Annotated in this window: 20 protein-coding genes; 16 read left to right on the top strand and 4 right to left on the bottom strand. The window is 65.8% G+C overall.

Features of this window, described 5'->3' with window-relative positions; translation table 11 throughout:
* The first annotated feature begins 94 nt into the window (after positions 1 to 94).
* From D6M19_RS07320 to D6M19_RS07365, 9 genes are all read left to right on the top strand, one after another.
* Positions 95 to 1,498 carry a class I adenylate-forming enzyme family protein gene (locus tag D6M19_RS07320; RefSeq protein WP_123024541.1) on the top strand — a complete coding sequence of 468 codons (1,404 nt, stop codon included), beginning with the start codon at positions 95 to 97 and terminating at the stop codon, positions 1,496 to 1,498.
* Positions 1,476 to 2,288, top strand: a complete 813-nt coding sequence (locus D6M19_RS07325) for an acyl-CoA dehydrogenase family protein (RefSeq protein ID WP_123024768.1) — start codon at positions 1,476 to 1,478, stop codon at positions 2,286 to 2,288. Before D6M19_RS07320 ends, D6M19_RS07325 begins: the two co-directional genes overlap by 23 nt.
* Positions 2,275 to 3,366 carry an acyl-CoA dehydrogenase family protein gene (locus D6M19_RS07330; RefSeq protein WP_123024542.1) on the top strand — a complete coding sequence of 364 codons (1,092 nt, stop codon included), beginning with the start codon at positions 2,275 to 2,277 and terminating at the stop codon, positions 3,364 to 3,366. Before D6M19_RS07325 ends, D6M19_RS07330 begins: the two co-directional genes overlap by 14 nt.
* 30 nt (positions 3,367 to 3,396) lie before the next feature.
* Positions 3,397 to 4,164 (top strand): enoyl-CoA hydratase/isomerase family protein, encoded by a 768-nt coding sequence (locus D6M19_RS07335; protein WP_123024543.1) that lies wholly within the window; start codon positions 3,397 to 3,399, stop codon positions 4,162 to 4,164.
* 257 nt (positions 4,165 to 4,421) lie between these two features.
* Positions 4,422 to 5,360 (top strand): TauD/TfdA dioxygenase family protein, encoded by a 939-nt coding sequence (locus tag D6M19_RS07345; protein ID WP_123024545.1) that lies wholly within the window; start codon positions 4,422 to 4,424, stop codon positions 5,358 to 5,360.
* Position 5,361: 1 nt separating this feature from the next.
* Positions 5,362 to 6,234, top strand: a complete 873-nt coding sequence (locus tag D6M19_RS07350) for an ABC transporter permease (RefSeq protein ID WP_123024546.1) — start codon at positions 5,362 to 5,364, stop codon at positions 6,232 to 6,234.
* Positions 6,221 to 6,952, top strand: coding sequence for an ABC transporter ATP-binding protein (locus D6M19_RS07355; RefSeq protein WP_123024547.1), 732 nt, complete (start codon positions 6,221 to 6,223; stop codon positions 6,950 to 6,952). Before D6M19_RS07350 ends, D6M19_RS07355 begins: the two co-directional genes overlap by 14 nt.
* A gap of 35 nt (positions 6,953 to 6,987) precedes the next feature.
* Complete coding sequence (locus tag D6M19_RS07360) at positions 6,988 to 8,058, top strand: PhnD/SsuA/transferrin family substrate-binding protein (protein ID WP_123024548.1); 1,071 nt, start codon at positions 6,988 to 6,990, stop codon at positions 8,056 to 8,058.
* Positions 8,059 to 8,079: 21 nt separating this feature from the next.
* Positions 8,080 to 8,997 carry a TauD/TfdA dioxygenase family protein gene (locus tag D6M19_RS07365; protein ID WP_123024549.1) on the top strand — a complete coding sequence of 306 codons (918 nt, stop codon included), beginning with the start codon at positions 8,080 to 8,082 and terminating at the stop codon, positions 8,995 to 8,997.
* A gap of 147 nt (positions 8,998 to 9,144) precedes the next feature.
* Here D6M19_RS07365 and D6M19_RS07370 read toward each other — a convergent pair whose 3' ends face one another.
* Both D6M19_RS07370 and D6M19_RS07375 read right to left on the bottom strand, forming a co-directional pair.
* Positions 9,145 to 9,879: an SDR family NAD(P)-dependent oxidoreductase gene (locus tag D6M19_RS07370; RefSeq protein WP_123024550.1), complete on the bottom strand. Its 735-nt coding sequence runs from the start codon at positions 9,877 to 9,879 to the stop codon at positions 9,145 to 9,147.
* A complete protein-coding gene (locus D6M19_RS07375; RefSeq protein ID WP_123024551.1) occupies positions 9,876 to 10,640 on the bottom strand; it encodes an SDR family oxidoreductase in 765 nt (254 codons plus the stop codon). Before D6M19_RS07375 ends, D6M19_RS07370 begins: the two co-directional genes overlap by 4 nt.
* A gap of 103 nt (positions 10,641 to 10,743) precedes the next feature.
* Between D6M19_RS07375 and meaB the strand changes: the two genes are divergently transcribed.
* Together meaB and D6M19_RS07385 are read left to right on the top strand one after the other, a co-directional pair.
* A complete protein-coding gene (gene meaB, locus D6M19_RS07380) occupies positions 10,744 to 11,619 on the top strand; it encodes a methylmalonyl Co-A mutase-associated GTPase MeaB (RefSeq protein ID WP_123024552.1) in 876 nt (291 codons plus the stop codon).
* Between the two features lie 40 nt (positions 11,620 to 11,659).
* The gene (locus D6M19_RS07385; protein WP_234834746.1) at positions 11,660 to 12,895 is read left to right on the top strand and encodes a cytochrome P450; all 1,236 of its coding nucleotides are present in this window, start codon (positions 11,660 to 11,662) and stop codon (positions 12,893 to 12,895) included.
* Here D6M19_RS07385 and D6M19_RS07390 read toward each other — a convergent pair.
* The gene (locus D6M19_RS07390; RefSeq protein ID WP_123024553.1) at positions 12,892 to 14,505 is read right to left on the bottom strand and encodes an FAD-dependent oxidoreductase; all 1,614 of its coding nucleotides are present in this window, start codon (positions 14,503 to 14,505) and stop codon (positions 12,892 to 12,894) included. The two genes, D6M19_RS07385 and D6M19_RS07390, sit on opposite strands and share 4 nt — an antisense overlap.
* 29 nt (positions 14,506 to 14,534) lie before the next feature.
* Positions 14,535 to 15,236: an IclR family transcriptional regulator gene (locus D6M19_RS07395; protein WP_123024554.1), complete on the bottom strand. Its 702-nt coding sequence runs from the start codon at positions 15,234 to 15,236 to the stop codon at positions 14,535 to 14,537.
* A 131-nt stretch (positions 15,237 to 15,367) separates the two neighbouring features.
* Here D6M19_RS07395 and D6M19_RS07400 point away from each other — a divergent pair, with 131 nt between their 5' ends.
* From D6M19_RS07400 to D6M19_RS07420, 5 genes are read left to right on the top strand one after another with little or no spacing between them, the layout of a single operon-like run.
* On the top strand, positions 15,368 to 16,231 hold the full coding sequence (locus D6M19_RS07400) for an alpha/beta fold hydrolase (RefSeq protein ID WP_123024555.1): 864 nt from the start codon (positions 15,368 to 15,370) through the stop codon (positions 16,229 to 16,231).
* Entirely contained in the window at positions 16,228 to 17,934 is a 1,707-nt protein-coding gene (locus tag D6M19_RS07405) for a bifunctional 3-(3-hydroxy-phenyl)propionate/3-hydroxycinnamic acid hydroxylase (protein ID WP_123024556.1), read from the top strand. Before D6M19_RS07400 ends, D6M19_RS07405 begins: the two co-directional genes overlap by 4 nt.
* Positions 17,882 to 18,802, top strand: coding sequence for a 3-carboxyethylcatechol 2,3-dioxygenase (locus D6M19_RS07410; RefSeq protein ID WP_234834747.1), 921 nt, complete (start codon positions 17,882 to 17,884; stop codon positions 18,800 to 18,802). The genes D6M19_RS07405 and D6M19_RS07410 overlap by 53 nt, the downstream gene beginning before the upstream one ends.
* Positions 18,799 to 20,562, top strand: coding sequence for an FAD-binding protein (locus D6M19_RS07415; RefSeq protein ID WP_123024557.1), 1,764 nt, complete (start codon positions 18,799 to 18,801; stop codon positions 20,560 to 20,562). The genes D6M19_RS07410 and D6M19_RS07415 overlap by 4 nt, the downstream gene beginning before the upstream one ends.
* Positions 20,559 to 21,896: an LLM class flavin-dependent oxidoreductase gene (locus tag D6M19_RS07420; RefSeq protein ID WP_123024558.1), complete on the top strand. Its 1,338-nt coding sequence runs from the start codon at positions 20,559 to 20,561 to the stop codon at positions 21,894 to 21,896. The genes D6M19_RS07415 and D6M19_RS07420 overlap by 4 nt, the downstream gene beginning before the upstream one ends.
* Positions 21,897 to 21,901: the final 5 nt, after the last annotated feature.

The raw sequence follows: 21,901 nt of genomic DNA on the forward strand, positions 1-21,901 counted from the left end.
CGTTGAGATTCTGCTCCTGCGAGAATACTATTCTCACTTTAGGATAGTGTGTTCTCCATTCGTTCCGCAACGGCGAGGGAAGGGGTGAGTTGACGTGAGCGAGCCGGTCGCCCTGGCTTTCGACGAGCGTCAGTACACCTTGGCGGAACTCGATGCGCTGGCCAACGGTATGGCGACGACGCTCGAGCATCGGGGGGTGCGACCAGGCGACCGGGTGGCGTTGATGTCGTCGAACCGGCCCGAGTTCGTCGTCGCCCTTCGGGCCATCTGGCGGCTGGGCGCCGCGGCGGTCCTGCTCAGCCCGGCATGGCGGGAGACGGAAGTCGAGCATGCGCTCGCGGTGACCAAGCCGTCACACGCCGTCGGGGACCATCCGGTGCTCGCGGGCCAATTGCCGATGCTGTCGCTGGACGATCCGGTGACCCCTGGGCGACGCGCCTTTGAATCGCCTGCCGCCGATGCCGACGCGCTGTTCGTGTTCAGTTCCGGCACAACCGGTATGCCCAAGGCGGTCCGGCACACCCACGGTGGGTTCGCAGTCGCCGTGCGGCACTGGCGCGACGCCCTCGGGCTGACGTCGGCCGACCGCATGCAGATCGTGACACCGCCGTCGCACATCCTCGGCCTGCTCAACATCGTGATGGCGCTGAACAGCGGCGCGTGGATCCGGCTGCACCGCCGCTTCGACATCGACGCGATGCTGCATCACATCGAAGCCGACCGGATCACCATCGAGATGGCGGTCGCGCCGATCGCGCTTGCGCTGGCCGCCCATCCGAAGCTGGACTCCTACGACCTGTCGTCGCTGCGCTATGTGATGTGGTGCGCGACGCCCGTCACGCAGAGCATCGCCGAGGCCGTTACCGCCAAGGTCGGAGTCAATTGGGTGACCGCCTACGGCACCAGCGAGTTGCCTGTCATCGCGTGCAATTCGCTCGAAGGGGCGAAGCTGGACACAGTGGGGCGCCCGGTGCCCGGCGTCGACGTTCGGGTCGTCTCCTTGGACGATGGCGAGCCCGTCGGGTCAGGAGAGATCGGCGAGATTGCGGCGCGGTCCGATTCGGTGATGTCGGGCTACCTACCCGAAGAGGCGACGGCGCAGGCGTTTTCCGACGGCTGGTATCGCACCGGCGATGTCGGTTACCTCGACGCCGACGGCTGGTTGCGCATCACCGACCGCGCCAAGGAGATGATCAAGGTTCGCGGATTTCAAGTGGCCCCTGCCGAGATCGAGGCGGTGCTGCACGGGCATCCAGGCGTCGACGATTGCGCGGTCTTCGGCGTCGACGACGAGGCCAACGGCGAAGCGGTCGTCGCCGCCGTCGCAACGCATGGTTCGGTCGATCCCGACGAACTCGTCGCCCTCGTCTCCGAACGGCTGGCGTCATACAAACAACTGAGCCGCGTGGTGATGGTTCCCGAGATTCCGCGATTGCCTTCTGGGAAGGTATTGCGCCGAGTGTTGAAGGAGGCGTATGGATGTTCGTCTGACCGCTGAGCAGCGGCAACTGCGCGAGGCCGCCGCCGAACTGGCCGACGAGCTCGGGCCTGGGTCGGTCGCCGACCTGGACGACGCCAGCCGCGTCGCACGGCTGGAGAAAGCGGTCGACGGGACGGGGTTCCGCAGCCTGCGCAGCGACGGCGCCTCCGGCGTTGAGGTGGCCATCGTCGCCGAGGAGTTCGCAAGGGGATTGGTCGACGTCCCGCTTCTCGGCCCGGTGCTGGTCGACGACCTTGCGCGCCGGATCGGTCGTGAGCCGTCGGCGGCCCCTGAAATCTCATCCGTCGATTTGACGGGAAGCCTTGCCGGAGTTGCCGAGTCACCGGTCGAGCTGGGGGAGTTATCGGAGGAGGACGCGGGACGTTGGCACGCGCTTGCCCTCACCGCGACGACGGCCGACATCATCGGCGCCGCCCGCGGCACCCTGACTCTGGCCACCGAGTACGCGAAGATGCGCGAACAGTACGGCGCGACGATCGGGTCGTATCAGGCGGTCGGCCACCTGCTTGCTGAGAGTCGGGCGCTGATCGAAGGGTGCGTGAGCGTGTCGCGGCACGCCGCGTGGGCGGTCGACGAACTGCCCCTTGTGGAGGCCGTCGAAGCGGGCCGGGTCGCCAAGATCTATTGCGCGCGTTCGGCGTTGGCCGTCTGTGAGACGTCCATTCAAGTGCATGGCGGTATCGGCAACACGTGGGAATGCCTGGCGCACGTGTACCTGCGCCGAGTGCTCGCCGCCACCGAGACGTGGCCGGTCAAGCTGGAGGAGTTGACCATTGGACTTTCGTGATTCGCCGGAGGAGGCCGCATTCCGGGATCGGTTGCGCGGCTGGCTGACCGAGCAGAAGGGCAAGTTCCCGACATCGGGCGACGAGTACTGGGCCAAGGCGGGTGCCTGGCATGTCGCGTTGTACGAGGCCGGTTTCTTCGGGACGTCGTGGCCCAAGGCGTATGGGGGTCAGGATCTTCCGCCGGTGTATGACGTCATCGTCGACGAGGAGATCGCGAAGGCGGGAGCGCCTGCGCGGCCCAGCCTCGGTTATCTCGTCGTCGGCCTGAGCCACCACGGGGATGAGGCACTGCGGCAGCGGTTCCTGCCCGGAATGATCAACGGGACAGAGCGGTGGTGTCAGGGCTTCAGCGAGCCGGGCGCGGGTTCGGACCTGGCCTCGTTGACGACGACGGCGGCCCGCGACGGCGACGAGTACGTCATAGCCGGTCACAAGATCTGGACGAGTTACTCCGATGTGGCCGACTGGTGCCTGGTGCTGGCGCGTACCGATAAGGACGTGGCGAAGCACAAGGGCATCTCGGCGTTCATCGTTTCGATGCATCAGCCGGGGATCGTGCAGCGGCCGTTGAAGATGATCAGCGGCGTCACCAAGGAGTTCGGCCAGGTCGAGTTCGACGGCGCGCGGGTGCCGGCGGCCAACATGGTGGGCGCGCCAGGTGACGGGTGGAAGCTGGCGATGACGGTTGTCAGCCACGAGCGCGAGCCGTCGACGTTGGGCTTCTCCGCGCGCTATGGAAAGACGGTGCGCCAGTTGGCAGGCCGCGTGGACGGCCCGCTGCCCGAAGAGCTGTCGTGGGCGTGGGTGCAGACCGAGATGCTGCGGTTGCATGTGCGCAGGCGGCTGTCCGAGCAGTTGGACGGTCTTACCCATGGCCCGCAGGGGTCGCTCGACAAGCTGCTGATGACCTGGGTCGAACAGTCGGTCGGGCACGCCGCGCTGGCGACCGTGGGGTCGGGCGACGACGAGATGTTCGGCGCCTACATGTACAGCCGCGCCCAGAGCGTGATGGGCGGCACGAGCCAGATTCAGAAGAACATCATCGCGCAACGAATTCTCGGGTTGGGGACGCGATGAGCGCATGCGCGAAGAGCAAAGGGAGCTGAAATGTACGACATGCCATCAGAAATCGACGTCGAGGCCGACGGCGCCCTGCGCATCATCACGCTCAACCGGCCGGATGCGCTCAATGCGGTCAACGACAACCTGCACGTCGGGCTGGCCAAGATCTGGGAGGCGCTCAACGAGGACACCGGCGCACGGGCGGCGGTCATCACCGGCGCGGGCAGGGCGTTCTCGGCGGGTGGTGACTTCAACTACCTCGACGAGCTTCGCAACGACGAAGCGTTGCGGCAGAAGACGATCAAGCACGGCCGCGACCTCGTCATCGGCATGCTGCGCTGCCGCATACCGGTGATCGCTGCGGTGAACGGCCCCGCCGTCGGGCTTGGCTGCAGCCTGGCCGCGCTGTCCGACATCGTCTACATCGCCGAGACCGCGCACTTCGCCGACCCGCACGTGCAGATCGGCTTGGTCGCCGCCGACGGCGGCCCGCTGGTGTGGGGTTCGCAGATCAGCCTGCTGCAGGCAAAGGAGTTCGCGCTGACGGGCGTGCGGATCAAGGCCCAGCGTGCCGTCGAGTTGGGGCTGGCCAACCACGTCGTGGAGGATCCGCTGGCCGAGGCGATCGCGTGCGCCAAGAAGCTGCTGACACTGCCGCAACAGGCGGTCGAGGCCACCAAGCGGTTGATGAACATCCAGTTGGAGAAGGCGGTGATGGCGTCGCTGGACTACGCCAACCTCGCCGAGTACGTGTCTTTCGGGACCGCCGACTTCAACAAGATCGTCGACGGCCTGATCGCCAAGGAGAAGTAGCCCTCGCCTTTCCCTCGCGAGCAGACGCAAAAGTACCCGGAAAGGCCTCGAAAACGGGACTTTTGCGTCTGCTCGCGGCGGTTTGACGGTGCTCTGTTAGCCGCGTCGGCGCCTCGAATCGGCGCGTCGATGGCCATTGCATCGGGGGAACGGCGGCGGCGCTTTACCATCACGTGGATTCAAACCGGTATCGCATTCCGGCATCACCGTTAACGTCGCAATCGTTGATCTGCAAGCACTTTCGAGGGGACGAGTTGATGACCGCTGTAACGGACACCGCGCTGCAGGTGAGGCCGTTGTCGGGGTGGACGGGCGCACTGATCGATGGAGTGGACATTTCTGTGCCCCTGTCCAGCGAGGCGAGGTCCGTCATCCAGGACGCGCTGCACCAGTGGAAGGTGGTGTTCTTCCGCGATCAGGTGCTCGACCATGCTGCCCAGATCGCGTTCGGCGCGCAGTTCGGTGACGTGACCCCTGGACACCCATACGAGGGAGATTCCGCACCGCCGGAGTTCCCGCAGATCCATACGGTTTCACCTGCGGCATATGACCACCGCTACGGCAGCAGATATCGAAAGAAGCAGAGCCCGAACGGCCCCAAGTGGCATGCCGATGTCACGCCGCTCATCAACCCCCCGTCGCATTCGATCCTGCGCGCCGAAGCGGTGCCGCCCTACGGAGGGGACACCCAGTTCGTCAACATCGCGGCGGTCTACCAAGGGCTCTCCGAATCCGTTCGCGCCTTGATCGACGAACTCCGTGCCGAACATCGCTTCGGTGCAGACGTCGCCGCCGATCGCAGCTCGGAGAAGGTCGGCGACCTGGTGCGTACCAATCCGCTCGCCTCTATCCATCCAGTTGTCCGAGTGCATCCGGACACCGGCGAGCGCGTCGTCTACGTGAACCCGTCGTTCACGCGTGAAATCGTCGACCTCGCACCACGCGAGAGTCGTCACGTGTTGGACCTCTTGTTCGAGGAGATCGGCCGTCCCGAGTACTCGGTGAGGTTCAAGTGGGCGCCTGGCAGCGTGGCGTTCTGGGACAACCGCGCAGCGCTGCATCTTGCCCCGCAGGACTTCGAACACGTCGACGGGGACCGGATACTGCACCGCATCACGCTCGTCGGCGATGTGCCGGTCGGGGTCGACGGCCGCCCCTCGGAGTCGATTTCAGGCGAGTTCTTCGGGGCCGCTTGACATGGCGACCGTGCTCTCCCGTCCTAGGGCGACCACGAAACCCACGGCCAGGGCGAGTGAGCGCGGGCTTGTCGACCCCCGGGCGGTATTCGGCAAGCGCCAACGGCGACAAGTGGTGCCGCGCGCACTGCAGCGGCTCCTTGGTCCCGTGCTGCTGGTCGCACTCTGGCAGATCCTCTCCACGACTGGGGTTTTCGACGAGCGCACGGTACCGCCGCCGACGAGGGTTCTCAGCGCCGGAATACGTCTCATCGCCGACGGCTCGTTGCAGGAGCACTTGTTCACCAGCCTGCTGAGGGTCGGTTATGGCCTGGCTTTCGGTCTTGTGCTCGGCTTGGGGCTGGCGTTGGTCGCGGGCCTGTCCAGGGTGGGGGAGAACTTCGTCGATGCGAATATGGAAGTGCTGCGGGCAGTTCCGAACTTCGCGCTGGTGCCGCTGCTCATCGTCTGGTTCGGCATCAGCGAGGTGCCGAAGATCACCCTCATCACCCTCGCGGTAGCGGTGGCCATCTACATCAACACCTTCAGCGCGATCCGCAGTGTGGACGCCGGCTTGGTCGAGGCCGCGCGTTCTTTCGGCGCTCGACGCGCCGAACTGATCTACCGGGTGATCGTTCCGGGCTCGCTTCCCGGGTTCCTCGTCGGTCTGCGGCTGGCGCTCACCGCGTCTTGGCTGTCGTTGATCTTCGCCGAAACGATCAACGCGAAGCGGGGACTGGGCCGAATGATGACCGACGCCCGCGAGTACTTCCGGATGGACGTTGTCTTCGTGCTCATCGCGGTGTACGCGATTCTCGGTCTGACCTCGATTCTCATTGTGCGCTTCCTGGAAGCGCGGCTGCTCACCTGGAGACGTGCGTATGACGGCGACTGATCTGACGACCGACACGGTCGTCACCGCCCGCGATATCCGAAAGAGATTCGGCGACCACATCGTCATCGATGGTTTCAATCTTGATATCAGGGCGGGCGAATTCGTCGCCATGCTGGGTCGTAGCGGATCGGGCAAGAGCACTTTCCTGCGCGCGCTCGGTGCTCTGGATGGCGACTTCGAGGGCGAGCTTCGGGTTCCAGAACGTCGAGCCATCGTTTTCCAGGAGCCGCGACTGCTGCCGTGGCAACGGGTACTGACCAACGTGACTGTCGGACTGCCCGCGACCGCGGCGGTGCGGGGACAGGCGCGGCTGGCCCTGGGCGAAGTCAACCTCGCGAACAAGGCCAAGGTGTGGCCGCGCACGTTGTCCGGGGGCGAGGCACAGCGGGTGGCGCTGGCCCGCGCGCTGGTGCGGGAACCCGAATTGCTCTTGCTCGATGAACCTTTCGGAGCACTAGACGCGCTCACCCGGATCAAGATGCACGCACTGTTGCTTGCCCTGTGCAAGCGACACAAGCCCGCGGTTCTGCTCGTAACCCATGATGTCGACGAGGCGATCCTGCTCGCCGACCGGGTGATCGTGCTGACCGACGGGGCCATCTCTCTCGATGTGGAGGTGACGGTTGCCGCGCCGCGTTTACGCGACTCCCACGAGTTCGCATCACTACGGCGTCGCCTGCTCGTCGAACTCGGTGTCCACGAAGAAGTCCAGCTATGAATCGTGCCCCGCGCACCCGATTAAGGAATCACCACATGTCCAGACCCTCTCGTAAGCGATGGAAACTCGCGGCGCTGTTCACGATCACACTCGTGACCGCCGCTTGCGGGCTGTCCAATGACGATGCAGGCGATGCGATCGACTCAGTCAAGATCGCTGCGAACAGCGACGTGCCCGCGGGCACCAAACTCGTTGTCGCCGAGCAGAACGACACGCAATCACTTCCATGGAATCTCTCCAACGCAGGCAAGGACGCGCCGTACTCGGTGGAGTTCGCGGACTTCAGCGGCGGCTCAGCGGTTATCGAGGCCTTGCGGTCAGGTGCCGCAGACGTCGGATCCATCGGCGAGGCGCCGGTGCCGATCGCCGTCGACAGCGGGGTCACCGACCTGGTGACCATTGGGTTGCAGGCTAATCCGGGGACCAGCGGGGGGTACTTCCTCGTCGCCAAGCCCAACAGCGGGATCACGACGATTGAGGATCTGCGCGGCAAGCGCGTCGCGTACCCGCCGGGCTCGGGACGCCACATGGTCACCGCGGCGCTGCTCAAGCAGCATGGCCTTGACCTCAGGCACGATGTTCAGCCGGTGGAATTGGCTGGCTCCGAAGTGGTTCCGACCTTCGCGGCCGGTGCCGTCGACGCGGCAATCGTGCTGGGCAACCAGTACTACCAACTCGGCGAGCCGCCGATCCTCGGTGACGGAACGGGAATCAACACCGGGATCCAGAGTGTGATCGTGCGCAAGGACATTCTCGACAACCCGGCGAAGGCGGCCGCGATCGGTGACTACGTCGGCCGCGCCGTCGCCGCGAACAACTGGAAGGACTCGCACGTCGACCAGTGGATCGACGAGTACTACGTGAAGGAACAGGGCATCACCTTCGACCAGGGCAAGAAGCTGTATGAAGAGGACGGTCTGGCCGCCTACTACCCGATCGACGACGTCTCCACGGGCCTCTTCCAGAAAGTGGCCGACGGGTTGTACGACACCGGGACCACGAAGACACACGTCGACGTCAAGCCATATGTCGACGGCCGCTACAACGACATCGTCAACGCACAGAATCAGCTCGACGGTGTCACTCCCAAGCCGATCAACGCATGACAAAAGAGGGGAAATAGCAATATGACTCAGGTAGCCCAAGCGCTCGACGTGAGGCCGCAGTCCGGTTGGACAGGTGCAGAGATACACGGTGTCGACCTGACCAAACCCCTAGCCGATCACGAGATCGCCGAGATTCGTGCCGCGCTGTTGAAGTGGAAGGTGGTGTTCTTCCGCGGTCAGTTCATCGACCACGACGACCATCTGAGGTTCGCTTCAGCGTTCGCCGCACCGACGCCGGCACACCCGCTGTTCGACGCCATCCCGGATCCGAAGTATCCGACGATTTATCCGATCTTCCGTGACCGGTTCAAGGCGAGGTACGGCAGTAGCCGCGGGTTCGACAAGCCGCACTGGCACGCCGACGTGACCGCGGCGGTCAATCCACCGGCCGCGTCCATTCTGCGGGCTGAGGTCGTTCCGCCCTACGGCGGAGATACCCAGTGGTCCAATACCGTTGCCGCGTACGCCGGGCTGTCGGCCCCATTACAGCGCCTCGCCGACAAGCTGCGCGCGGTGCACCGGTTTTCACCGCCGGACGGCGCGACCGCAACGGAGGACTACGAGAGGCGGGTCAATCGGCGTCCGTTGGTCACCGAGCATCCCGTCGTAAGGGTTCACCCCGAGACGGGGGAGAAGGCGCTCTACGTCAATCCCGGATTCACCACACACATCGTTGGTGTTTCACCGCATGAGAGCCGACGACTTCTCGGCCTGTTCTACGACGAACTGGTACGGCCGGAGTACACGGTGCGATTCAAATGGGAGCCGGGCAGCATCGCATTCTGGGACAACCGGTCAACCGTGCACCTGGCGCCGACCGATCTGACGCTGGACCACGACCGTCGGCTATACCGCGTGACGTTGGTCGGCGACGTGCCGCAGGGCCCGGATGGCCAGCCATCGGTTGCGCTGGACGGGGAGCCCTTCGAGGCGATCTAGTTCCCTCGCGGCGTGTCGCGGGTGAGTGTGCGAGTGTACTTACGCCGGCCTATTGAACGCTGCGCAACGCTTCGCGCGCCGCATCGGTCAGCGACATGCAGGGAACGGCACCTGAAGGTCGCTTCGCTAAGACTGCGCGAGCAGAAACTAAAAGGTGAGGGCTTCGGAGCGTTGGATGGTGCCGGTGACGCCGCTGGCATCCTGTTGCGCCAGGCGGATTGCCGCGTCGGCCATCGCCTCCGGCGGTTCCACCATCTCGGGCGGAATCTCCATGCCCGCGCCGCCCGCCTGCCAGCCCTCGGTGAGCACGACCCGCGACGGGCTCAGGCAGTTGACGGCGATGTTGTCGGGCTTCAGGTCGGCGGCAAGCCCCAGATACAGCCGCTCGACGGCGGCCTTGGAGACCCAGTAGGCGTTGGACCCGGTCATGGTGACGCCGGTGGTGGTGACCGCGATCAACGAGCCGCCGCCGCGCGCCCTCACGTGTGGGATGACCGCCTTGGTCACTAGGAAGACGCCGGTGAGGTTGACGTCCAGACACAGCTGCCAGCGTTTGAGCGGGGTGGACTCGATCGGGCCAAGCCACAGCACGCCTGCGTTGGCGACCAGGATGTCGATCCCGCCGAACTCGGCGACCGTGGCGGCCACCGCCGTCTCCACCGAGTCCTCTCTGGTGACGTCGCACGGCACGGCAAATGCGCGGCCGCCCGACGACGAAATATTTTCGGCGACAGCGTGAATAGTGCCGGGCAACCGGCCCTGCTGCTCGGAGCGCGCGGCGACCGCGACCGCCGCGCCCTCGCGGGCCAGGGCCGCCGCGACCGTCGCGCCGATACCACGGCTGGCACCGGCGACGAACGCCACCTTGCCGTGAAGCGTCACTTGGGCGGGAAGCGCAGTGCCCCGTCGAGGCGAATGATCTCGCCGTTGAGGTAATCGTTCTCGATGATGCTTACAGCCAGCTGGGCGTACTCGGTCGAGCGCCCCATCCGCTTGGGGAACGGCACCTGCGGACCCCAGTACTGCTCGAGCTGGTCGGCGGCCTTGCCGTAGGCAGGGGTGTTGATGGTTCCCGGGGCGATGGTGTTGACGCGGATGCCGAGCGGCGACAGGTCGCGCGCGGCCACCAACGTCATGCCAAGCACGCCGCCCTTGGCAGCGGAGTAGGGGAGCTGACCGATCTGGCCCTCATACCCGGCGATCGATGCGGTGTTGACGATCGCGCCGCGGGCGCCCTCCTCCAAGGGTTCGGACTTGGCGATCGCGGCCGCCGACAGCCGCATCACGTTGAACACCGCCGTCAGATAGAACTCGATCGTCTTCTTGAAGCCGTCGAGGTCAAGGGGCGAGCCGTCCTTGCCGACGAGCCGACCGCCGCTAGCCGGGCCGCCGTGCGTGTCGACGGAGATCCGGAGCGGAGCCAGCGACACGGCCTCGGCGATTGCCGCGTTGACGGACTCCTCGGAGGTGGCGTCGGTGGGTACGTAGCGAACCCCGAGCTCACTCTCCAGGGCCTTGCCCTTGTCGTCGGCGAGGTCGGCGACGACCACTTTGGCACCTGCGTCGTGCAGCCTGCGGACGGTCGCCTCGCCAAGGCCACCTGCGCCACCGACCACAATCGCGGAGCTACCGGCGATTTGCATATGGTTCCCCTTCTTGCAACTGACACTCTCAATCAGAGAGAATAACATTCTCACACCGACCGAAACGGGGTCACGCCAAGTGCCAGCAGCCATCATCTTTTAGATGACCATCGATGAGCTCATCGACGCGGCACGCAACGGGTCCACCCGGGCGGCCGGGCGGTTGCTGAGCCTGGTCGAGAGTTCTCGCCGCGACGAAGTGCTCGACGCGCTCGGCGCGACCAACCCTGTCCGCATCATCGGCCTGACGGGGCCACCGGGTGCGGGCAAGTCCACCACGGTCGCCGCCTTGGTCAGCGCGTACCGCGCCCGCGATATGCGGGTGGCCGTGCTCGCCGTCGACCCGTCGTCGCCGTACAGCGGCGGCGCACTGCTCGGTGACCGGATCCGGATGGCCGCCCACATCAACGATCCCGACGTGCTGATCCGTTCGGTCGCTACGCGAGGTCACCTCGGCGGTCTGGCCGCCGCGGTTCCCGCGGCCACCCGGCTTCTCGCCGCCCTTTCCTACGACCTGATCGTGGCTGAGACGGTCGGCGTGGGTCAGTCCGAGATCGAGATCGCCGCGATCGCCGACCCGACGGTCGTCGTGCTCAATCCCGGTGCGGGAGACGCGGTTCAAGCCGCGAAGGCGGGCTTGCTCGAGGTCGCCGACATCGTCGTGGTGAACAAGGCCGACCGCGAGGGCGCCGACCAGACCGTGCGCGACCTTCGTGCCGAGACCAACGCGCCCATCCTGAAACTCATAGCCGCACAGGGGGATGGCATCGCCGAGTTGGTGGAAGCCATCGAGGCGCATGCCCGTGCCGACAGCCCGGAACGCCGCAAGGCGCGTGCGCGCGGGCAAATTCTGTCGCTGGCCCAGACGAGGCTGCGGGGCCATGCCGATCTGGACCGGTTGGCGGAGCTGGTCGCCGACGGCCGATCGGACCCCTACACCGCGGCGGAGCAGCTGTTCGCCGTCCCGGTAGAGCCTTGATCTGATACACAAAGTTGCGACGACGGAACGGAGCGAAGCGGTGAGCGTATCGAGTCCAACAGTGTCGGGTGGCCCCGTCGTCTTCGATCCGTTCTCGGACGACTACTTCCAAGCACCCTTCGAGACGTATCGCCGAATGCGCGACGAGGCGCCGCTGTACTACAACGAGACGTACGACTTCTGGGCGCTGACCCGATACGAGGATGTCTCCGCGGCCATCAAGGATTACGCGACCTTCTCATCGGCCAAGGGCGTCACGCTCGAGATCGTCAAGGCCGCGGCGTCGGGGGACACGGACAGCCTCGCCGGGAAGATCATCATCAGCCTCGATCCACCCGAACACGAGCGGATGCGCAAGCTGGTCAACCGCGTCTTCACGCCGCGAGCGGTCGCGTCACTTGAACAACTGGTGCGCGACACCATCGATCGTTACGCGAGCCAACTCGATCCGTCGTCGTTCGACGCGGTCGCCGACTTCGCGGCGCTGTTCCCGGTAGAGATCATCACGTCGATGCTCGGCGTGCCCGCCGCCGACCAGCAGCAACTACGGCTCTGGCTTGACGAGAGCCTGGAGCGGAAGCCGGGCCAGATGAGCACATCGCCCGAGGGCATCGAGGCGATGATGAAGTCCGCCGCCTACTACTACGAACTCATTCAGGAACGCCGCAAGAAGCCGCAAGACGACATGATCAGCAGGCTCACCGAGGCGGAAGTGACCGAGGACGGGGAGGCCAGGCGGCTCGACGATATCGAGATCACCGGGTTCGCCACCATGCTCGGCGGCGCGGGCGCCGAGACGGTGACCAAGCTCGTCGGCAACGCCGTCGTGGTGTTCGCCGACAACCCCGACCAATGGCAGAAGCTGCAGGACGACCGCTCCAAGATCCCTGCTGCGTTCGAGGAGCTACTGCGTTACGAGGGTCCGTCGCAGTACCAGATCCGTACCACGACTCGCGATGTCACGTTGCACGGCAAGACGATCCCCGCCGATGACCCCGTCATGCTCATCAACGGGTCGGCGAGCCGCGACGAACGGTTCTTCCCCGACGCCGACCGCTTCGACATCGATCGGGAGCGCAAAGTCGGCTACAACCTGAACTTCGGCTACGGCATCCACAGCTGCCTCGGCGCCGCGCTTGCCAGGATGGAAGGCCGGATGGCGCTGGACACGTTGCTCGACCTGATTCCGCGGTACGACATCGACCGGTCCGGGCTGCAGCGGGTACACATGACGAACGTGCTGGGCTGGTGCAACGTACCGGTACGCGTACCCTAGGAGACCGACTTCGCCTTCGCCGCCGCGTATCCGGCACGAAAGCCGAAAACCATTGCCGGGCCGATGGTCCCGCCCGCACCGCCGTAGGCTTTACCGGTCGCACCGGCCATCGCGTTGCCCGCCGCGTATAGGCCAGGGATCGGCTCGCCGCTGACATGCAGCACGCGGCCGTCGCGATCCGTGCGCGGACCGCCCTTGGTTCCCATCGCGCCCACCGTCACCGGGACCGCGTAGTAGGGAGCGGTGTCGATCGGGCCGAGGGTCTTTCCCGCGGTCGTCGCGGCGTCGTTGTCGCCCCAATACCCGTCGTAGGCACTCGAGCCTCGGTCGAAGTCGGGATCGTGTTCGTCTGCGACGTTCTCGTTCCACGCGTCCAGCGTTCGCGCCAGGCCCTCGACGTCGATGCCCGTCTTGTCGCCCAGTTCGGCAAGATCCCTCGACTGGCAGAACCACGGGGGCACAGGGCCGTCGGGCTCCACCCCGAGGAACCCGTATCGCTTGAGGTGCTGGTCGTCGAAGACGATCCAGGCCGGATCGTTGAGGTAGCCGTGGCGCGGGTCGAGATGGTGAAACGGGCCCGCCATCGAGTTGTATTCGCCCGCCTCGTTGAGGAATCGCTTGCCCGCGCGGTTGACGATGATGCTTCTGGGCCTGGTGCGTTCGAGCCGGACGCTTCTGCTGCGTGGCTTGCCCTCGAAGGTGTCGCCGGGGATCTGGATGATCGGCACCCACCACGCTTCGCCCATGTTCGCCAGGTCGGCGCCGTGCGCCATCGCCATCCGCAGACCGTCGCCGGTGTTGTTCGGCGGTGAAACCGGCCCATGCATCGGCCCCCGCAGGAACGCCTCGACCAGCGCCTCGTCCCATTCGAACCCGCCGGTGCCGAGCACCACGCCTGCGCGAGCCCTGACGCGAATATCTTTGCCGCCGTGATTGATTCGCACGCCAACGATGACACCGTCGTCGGCGATCAGCTCCAGCGCTCTTGCCTCGGTGTGGGGAGTCACGCCCAGATCGAGCAGGCCCTTCAGCAACCCGGCGATCAGCGCGGTGCCCGCCACGCAGTAGTCACCGTCCTTGTCGTCGACGGCGGCGTGGATCCTCGCCCGCGTCTCGGCGTCGATGCCGACATTGCTGAAGTCGGCCGGAAACGACATGATTCGGTCTTTCCATTCGCCCAGCCGGGCCAGGTCGAACGGTTTGGCGTTCAGCGAGCGACCGCCCGTCGGCCGCCCACCCGGCAGCTCGGGCTTGTAATCCGGGAAACCCTCGGCGATCTCGAACTGCAGCTCGCTGTGCTGCTCGACGAAGTCGAGCATCTTCGGGCCGGTGTGCACAAACGTTTCGACGAGTTCGCGATCCATCACGCCGAGCGACTGCGCCTCGAGATACCGCAGCGCGTCGGCTTCCGTCAGCTCACCGTCGGGCGAGCGGCGATGCGCGGGTATCCACACGATGCCGCCGGACACCGCGGTGGTACCGCCCACCGTCGCCGCCTTCTCGTACACCGCCACCGATGCACCGCTTGCCGCGGCGGCCAGCGCGGCCGTCAGGCCTGCGCCGCCGCTGCCCAGCACGACCACGTCGACTTCGTCGTCCCAATCGGTCACCGTCACTCACCCTTCCCGCGCACGGACCCTCACCCGAGGATCGCGGATAATTCTCCTGCCGCCTTTACGACTGAGTCTCTGCCGTTCATCACCACGTCCTCACGGTGCGAGATGAGGTTGATACATGTCGGCGGCGACGGCGGACTCCGTCGGACGGGTACCGCAAGCCCGAAGGTGTTCGGCTCGATCTCGCCGTGTGTGATGACCCAACCCTGTTTGCGTGTCTGCGGCACCAGCGGGCGCTCGGCCGGGCGCGGAGGCATGCTGGCCAACAGGGCGATTCCGGCCGCCCCGCGGTCCAGCGGATAGCGGCTGCCCTCGTGAAAAGACAGCTGATAGAACACATTCGTCGGCACGATCACCGCGATGGCGACCTGCTGGTCACCCTCCGCGATGAGCAACGACACCGTGGTGCCGAGTTCATCTGCCAGCGCGCGCAACGTGGGCACGCTCAGCTGCCGGACATTGTTGTCGAACGACGCGCCGAGCACCGCCAGCGCTGCCGCCGAACGATAACGACCATCTTCGCCCTTGGCCACGAACCGGTACTGCGCAAGCGTGTTGAGCAGTCGGTACGCGATCGTTCGGTGCACACCGATGTCGTCTGCGACCTGCTGTGCGGTCAGCCCGTTCGGGGCCGCTGCGACCAGCTGGAGTGCGGAGAGTCCACGCGCAAGGGTCTGTGAACCGGGCGCACTGTTACCTCCAGCGTCGGGACTGGCCTTTGGCACGACACCCCCTCCTTGACAGACGGATTCTAGAGAGTGATGCTCTGACTATAGTGCACGTACATGTGCGATAAATGAGCAGAGTGCTTACAAATTACGAGAATCGGGTTCTCGTCGTCAAGAAAGGTGACGGGGTGTCGGAGCACGAAAGCGTCTGGAGTGATCTCCAGGGCGTCGCGTTCTCACAGGGTTACCTCGACGCGGGCGGGGTGCGCACGCGCTACCTGCACGCAGGTGACGAGAGCAAGCCCGTACTGGTGCTGCTGCACGGGTCAGGCGGTCACGCCGAGGCCTACGTCCGCAACCTCGAGGCGCACGCCGAACACTTCTCCACCTGGTCGATCGACATGCTCGGGCACGGGTACACCGACAAGCCGGGCCACCCGCTGGAAGTCAGCCACTACATCGCGCACCTGATGGCGTTCTTCGACGCCATCGGCGCCGACCGCGTGCACCTGAGCGGCGAGTCGCTCGGCGGATGGGTGGCATCCCGCGCCGCCCTCGATCACCCCGACCGCATCGACCGGCTCGTGCTCAACACCGCGGGCGGATCGCAGGCCGACCCCGAGGTGATGAGGCGGATCATCACGCTTTCGATGGCCGCGGTCGAGGCGCCGACCTGGGAAACGGTGCAGGCGCGGATCAAGTGGCTGATGGCAGACAAGTCCAAGGACTACGACGACATCGTCGCCAGCAGGCAGCGGATCTACCGCCAGCCCGGCTTCGTCAATGCCATGCGCGACATCATGGCGCTACAGGACCCGGAGATCCGGGCGCGAAACCTTCTCGGGCCCAAGGAGTACGGAGCGATTACCGCTCCGACACTCGTGGTGTGGACCAGCGATGACCCCACCGCCGACGTCACCGAGGGCAGGCGAATCGCGTCGATGATCCCCGGCGCCCGGTTCGAGGTGATGCCGGGTTGTGGGCACTGGCCGCAGTACGAGGATCCGAAGACTTTCAACCGGCTCCATCTGGACTTCCTGTTGGGGCGATGACCGTGGCCGACAAACAGGACATCGTGACCGGGGCAAGCGCCGACATCGTGATCGTCGGGGCAGGCCCCGTCGGCCTCACCCTTGCCAACATCCTTGGGCACCACGGCGTTCGCACCCTGATCGTGGACGAACGAGACAGCCTCATCGACTATCCACGCGGGGTCGGGCTGGACGACGAGGCGCTGCGGACGTTCCAATCCATCGGGCTGGTGGACCAGATCCTGCCTCACACGGTGCCCAACCAGATCCTGCGGTTCTTCGACGCGAAGCGAAAGCTGCTCGCCGAGATGGCGCCGCCGGACGCCCGCTTCGGATGGCCCAAGCGCAACGGCTTCGTCCAGCCCATGGTGGACGCCGAACTGTACGCGGGCCTCGATCGCTTCGACACCGTCGAGGTCCGGTGGGGCCACCAGATGGAGAACTGCACCGAAACGGCCGAGGGCGTCACGGTCGAGTTCGCCAACGGCAGGAAACCGGTGAGCGCCCGCTACGTCGTCGGCTGCGACGGCGGCCGCAGCGCCACCCGGCGGCTGATGGGTGTGTCGTTCGACGGCACCACCTCCCCGACGCGCTGGCTGGTGGTCGATTGCGCGAACGACCCACTGGGCCATCCGAACAGCGAAGTCGGTGCCGATCCGGCTCGGCCATACGTGTCGATCTCGATCGCGCACGGAATCCGGCGGTTCGAGTTCATGATCCACGGCGACGAGTCCGACGAAGAGGCGGACAGCCCGGCATTCGTCAGACGCATGCTGGCCCAAATGGTTCCCGACCCCGATCGCGTCGACATCATTCGACACCGCGTCTACACCCATCACTCTCGGATCGCAGGCGCGTTCCGGCATGGCCGCCTGATGATCGCAGGCGATGCCGCGCACCTGATGCCGGTGTGGCAGGGCCAGGGCTACAACAGCGGCATCCGCGACGCGGCCAACCTCGGCTGGAAGTTGGCGGCGGTGGTGACCGGCCAGGCCGAGGACGCACTGCTCGACACCTACGATGTCGAACGCCGCAAGCACGCGAGGGCGATGATCGACCTGTCCACCATGGTCGGACGCGTCATCTCGCCGACGAACCGGCGGGTTGCCGCCCTGCGCGACAAGGTGATTCACGGCGCCTCGCTGGTTCCCACCCTCAAGCGCTACATACTCGAGATGCGGTTCAAGCCGATGCCGCGTTACGAGCAGGGTGCCGTCTGCCACTCGGAGCCTCGAGCGGAGACCTCCCCGACGGGGACGCTTTTCATCCAGCCCCGCGTCGACACCCGCGATCAGCAGAACGTGCTGCTCGACGACGTGCTCGGCGCAGGCTTCGCCGTGCTGTGCTGGAGCAACAACCCCCGCGCCCTACTCGGTGACGAGGCGTTCGCACGATGGAAGGCGTTGGGGGCCAAGTTCGTTGCGGTGCGGCCGATGACACAGCTTCGCTGGACCGGGCACGACGATCCCGACGTCGTCATCGTCGGCGACCGCACCGGCGCCCTCAAGGCGTGGTTCGACGCCCACACCGAGTCCGTGCTCTTCCTGCGCCCTGACCGATGCATTGCAGGCGCCTGCATCGCCCAGCGCGCGGCCCCGCTGAGCGCGTCGCTGTTCAAGGTTCTCTACCTGACCCAGGGAGGAGGCAACGATGCCGCTGACACTGTGCTGTATGTCCCACAGTCCACTTCTGAATCTTCCGGGACCGTCGCAGGATCTCCTTGACGACATCGACGCCGCCCTTGCCTCCGCCAGGGACGTCGTGACCGCCTACGACCCCGAACTCGTGGTCATCTTCTCCCCGGACCACTACAACGGCGTCTTCTACCGGATGATGCCGCCGTTCTGCATCAGCACGAAGGCCACCGGGGTCGGCGACTACGGCACCCAGGCCGGTCCGCTCGACGTACCTGAAGACATCGCAACCGGACTGGCGGAAGCGGTGCTCGCCGCAGACGTCGACGTCGCGATCTCGGCGAGCATGGACGTCGATCACGGCACGGTGCAGCCGCTGCAGACGCTGTTCGGCGACGCGACCATGCGACCGGTCATCCCGATCTTCATCAACTCGGTCGCCACACCCCTTGGGCCGCTGCGTCGTTCGCGTGCGCTCGGCACAGCGGTCGGCAACTACCTGGCCACGTTGGACAAGAGGGTGCTCGTCATCGGATCGGGCGGGCTATCCCACGATCCGCCTGTCCCGACGCTCGCGACGGCGCCGCCCGCCGCGCTTGGCCGGATCGTCGGCGGAGAGCCGATGTCGGCCGAGCAACGCCAGGCGCGTCAGGTCGCGGTGATGGAGGCCGCACACAACTTCGCGCACGGCGAGAGCAAGCTACAACCGCTCAACCCGGAATGGGATCACCGTTTCCTGCAAATCGTTGACAGCGGCCACCTATCCGACGTCGACGGCTGGTCCACGTCATGGATGGCGCACGAGGCCGGCCACTCTGCCCACGAGGTGCGCACGTGGGTGGCCGCTTTTTCCGCACTCGCAACCCAGGGACAGTATCGGACCGAGAGCCGGTTCTACCGCGCCGCTCCCGAGCTGATCGCGGGATTCGCCGTGCGGACGGCGGTGCCCTCCCGATGACCGCAGGCGAATTCGACACGACGGTCGACGTTCTCGTCGTCGGCTCCGGCGGCGGCGGCATGACGGCCGCGCTCACCGCCGACGCGGCCGGACTCGACACGCTCGTCGTCGAGAAGTCGGCGCACTTCGGCGGATCCACCGCGCTGTCCGGCGGCGGCATCTGGGTGCCCGGCGCTCCGTCACAGCGCAAAGAAGGCTACGTTCCCGATCCCGACGGGGTTTTCGAATACCTGAAGACGATCACCGACGGTCTCGTCAGCGACGCGCGGCTGCGTCAGTACGTTGACAAGTCGCCGAAGATGATGGAGTTCCTCGAGCGGCGCAGCCGCTGGCTCGAGTTCGTCTGGAAACCCGGCTACGCCGACTACTACCCGGAGCTGCCTGGCGGGTCGGAGCTCGGCAGCACGATCAACGTGCCCGCCATCGACCTTCGCCGCCTCGGCGACGAGGAGCAGAACCTGCTGCAGCCACTCGCGTTGGCGCCGAAGGGTATCTGGTTCGCTCCAAAGGATCTTCGGCTGTTCTACCAAGTGCGGCAGAATTGGCGCGGCAAAGCCGTTCTGCTGAAGTTGATCTGGCGGATGTTGCGGGCGCGGGTGTTCGGCGACCGGATGGCGGCGATCGGACAGTCGTTGGCCGCGCGTCTGCGGTTGGCCATGAAGGAGCACGACATCGCACTGTGGCTCAACTCGCCGATGACGGAGTTGATTACCGATGTCGACGGCACGGTCGTCGGGGCGGTAGTGGAACGTGACGGCGAGCAGCAGCGCATCGGAGCGCGCGGCGGCGTGATTCTCGCGGCAGGCGGCTTCGACCACGACATGGAGTGGCGCAGACAGCACCTGCCGGTGCTCGAGAAGGACTGGAGCTTCGGCAATCCCGCGTCAATGGGTGACGGCATCCGCGCGGGGGAGAAGGCGGGCGGATCGACCGAACTTCTCGACGAGGCCTGGTGGTTCCCCGCCATGTGCTGGCCCGACGGCCGCCTGCAGTTCATGCTCAACGAGCGGATGATGCCCGCGCAGTTCGTCGTCAACGGCGACGGCGAGCGCTTCATCAACGAGGCGGCGCCCTACATGGACTTCGCGCACGCGATGATCAAGGGACAAGAATCGGGTGTCGCGCACATCCCGTGCTGGCTGATCACCGATATCCGGTCATTCCACCGGTATGTCGTCGGGGGTCACCTTCCGATTCCCAAGGTGCCGTTCGCTCCGGTCCCCACCGGATGGAAAGTGCCGAAGGCATGGCTGGAGTCGGGCATCGTGAAGGAAGGCAGCAGCTTCGAGCAGCTCGCCGAGAAGATCGGCGTGCCGCCCACGCAACTCCGCAAGACCGCGGACCGCTTCAACGAATTGGCGCACAAGGGCCACGACGACGACTTCAACCGGGGTGATTCCAAGTACGACAACTACTACGGCGATCCCACGCTGGGCAATCCCAACCTGCATCCGCTTGGCAAGCCGCCGTACTACGCGTTCCAGATCATCCTCGGCGACCTCGGCACCTCTGGCGGGCTGCGCACCGACGAGTTCGCCCGCGTCCTGCGCGCCGACGACAGCACCGTGAAGGGCCTTTACGCAGTCGGCAATACCTCTGCCGCCGTGATGGGCCGCAGCTACGCGGGCGCGGGCGCGACCATCGGCCCCGCGATGACCTTCGGCTACGTGGCCGCCAAGCACATCGAAGACCGGCTGCCGGAAACCGGTGGCAATAAAACCGATTCGACACTCGATTCGCATCGAAAGGTGACCAAATGAAGATCTCGCTGTTCTACGAATTCCCGCTGCCGCGGCCGTGGAGTGACGATGACGAGCACAAGCTTTTCCAGGACGGCCTCGACGAGGTGGAAGCCGCCGACAAGGCCGGCTTCTCCACCGTGTGGCTGACCGAACACCACTTCCTCGAGGAGTACTGTCACTCCACCGCGCCCGAGATCTTCCTGTCCGCGGCGAGCCAGCGCACCCGCGACATTCGGCTCGGCTTCGGGATCATGCACCTGCCGCCTGCGGTCAACCATCCGGCCCGGGTCGCCGAGCGCGTGTCGACGCTCGACCTGATCTCCAACGGACGCGTGGAGTTCGGCACCGGCGAGTCCTCCTCGGTAGGTGAGCTCGGCGGGTTCGGCATCGATCCCGCGGACAAGCGAAAGATGTGGGAAGAGGCGCTCGAGGTCTCGATCCGCTGCATGGTCGAAACGCCGTTCACCGGGTTCAAGGGCGAGCACGTCGAGATGCCGCCGCGCAACGTGGTGCCCAAGCCGCTGCAAAAGCCGCACCCACCGGTGTGGGTCGCGTGCACCAGGCCCGCGTCGGTGTCGATGGCCGCCCAGAAGGGCCTCGGCGCGTTGAGTTTCGCCTACACGGGGCCCGGCCCCCTTGCGGAGCGGGTTAACGGCTACTACAAGGAGTTCGAGGAAAGCGCGGTGCCCGTCACGCCGCAGATGAACCCCAACATCCTCGCGATCGGCGGCGACCTGTCGATGATGGTGGCGCCCACCGACGAGCAGGCCATCGAGCGGCTCGGCAAGGGCGGCGGGTTCTTCGCGTTCGGCATCATGCACTACTACATGACCGGCATGCACACGCCGGGCCGGACCGGCGTGTGGAAGCGCCACCTCGAGGAGATCGAGAAGGATCCCAGCATCGTCTACGGCCCCGACCGTGGGCCCATCGGCAGCCCAGCCACCGTGCGTGAGTTCCTGCGCGGCTACGAAGAGTCCGGGGTCGACGAACTGATCCTGCTGCTGACTCCCCGCCGCCACGAAGAGACGATGGAGTCCATCGAGCTGATGGGCTCCGACGTGCTGCCCGAGTTCATCGAACGCCACGAGAAGTCGGCCGCCGAGAAGGCCAAGAGGATGGAGCCGATCCTCGAGAGGGCCGAGGCCCGCAGGCCTGCGTCGAATGCACCCACCTTCGATGAGACTTATGCGTTCGGCGGTCTGCCGACCGGACGCGAGAACTACACCGCCAACGAGGTGTCGCTGGCGATGGACGAGATGAACGCAGGTATCGAAGCTGCTGCGGCGAAGCTCAAGTCGGGGCAAGGATGGGACAGCAGGAACCCTTCTGCGGACGCGAGGAGCGAATGACCGGG

The organism is Mycolicibacterium stellerae (genome assembly GCF_003719305.1).
Lineage (GTDB): Bacteria > Actinomycetota > Actinomycetes > Mycobacteriales > Mycobacteriaceae > Mycobacterium > Mycobacterium stellerae.

Excerpts from the sequence above, each read along its gene's own strand:
- D6M19_RS07325 (WP_123024768.1), top strand. The coding sequence starts at position 1,476 with ATGGATGTTCGTCTGACCGCTGAGCAGCGGCAACTGCGCGAGGCCGCC.
- D6M19_RS07335 (WP_123024543.1), top strand. The coding sequence starts at position 3,397 with ATGTACGACATGCCATCAGAAATCGACGTCGAGGCCGACGGCGCCCTG.
- D6M19_RS07345 (WP_123024545.1), top strand. The coding sequence starts at position 4,422 with ATGACCGCTGTAACGGACACCGCGCTGCAGGTGAGGCCGTTGTCGGGG.
- D6M19_RS07350 (WP_123024546.1), top strand. The coding sequence starts at position 5,362 with ATGGCGACCGTGCTCTCCCGTCCTAGGGCGACCACGAAACCCACGGCC.
- D6M19_RS07355 (WP_123024547.1), top strand. The coding sequence starts at position 6,221 with ATGACGGCGACTGATCTGACGACCGACACGGTCGTCACCGCCCGCGAT.
- D6M19_RS07360 (WP_123024548.1), top strand. The coding sequence starts at position 6,988 with ATGTCCAGACCCTCTCGTAAGCGATGGAAACTCGCGGCGCTGTTCACG.
- D6M19_RS07365 (WP_123024549.1), top strand. The coding sequence starts at position 8,080 with ATGACTCAGGTAGCCCAAGCGCTCGACGTGAGGCCGCAGTCCGGTTGG.
- D6M19_RS07375 (WP_123024551.1), bottom strand. The coding sequence starts at position 10,640 with ATGCAAATCGCCGGTAGCTCCGCGATTGTGGTCGGTGGCGCAGGTGGC.
- meaB (WP_123024552.1), top strand. The coding sequence starts at position 10,744 with ATGACCATCGATGAGCTCATCGACGCGGCACGCAACGGGTCCACCCGG.
- D6M19_RS07405 (WP_123024556.1), top strand. The coding sequence starts at position 16,228 with ATGACCGTGGCCGACAAACAGGACATCGTGACCGGGGCAAGCGCCGAC.
- D6M19_RS07410 (WP_234834747.1), top strand. The coding sequence starts at position 17,882 with ATGTCCCACAGTCCACTTCTGAATCTTCCGGGACCGTCGCAGGATCTC.
- D6M19_RS07415 (WP_123024557.1), top strand. The coding sequence starts at position 18,799 with ATGACCGCAGGCGAATTCGACACGACGGTCGACGTTCTCGTCGTCGGC.
- D6M19_RS07420 (WP_123024558.1), top strand. The coding sequence starts at position 20,559 with ATGAAGATCTCGCTGTTCTACGAATTCCCGCTGCCGCGGCCGTGGAGT.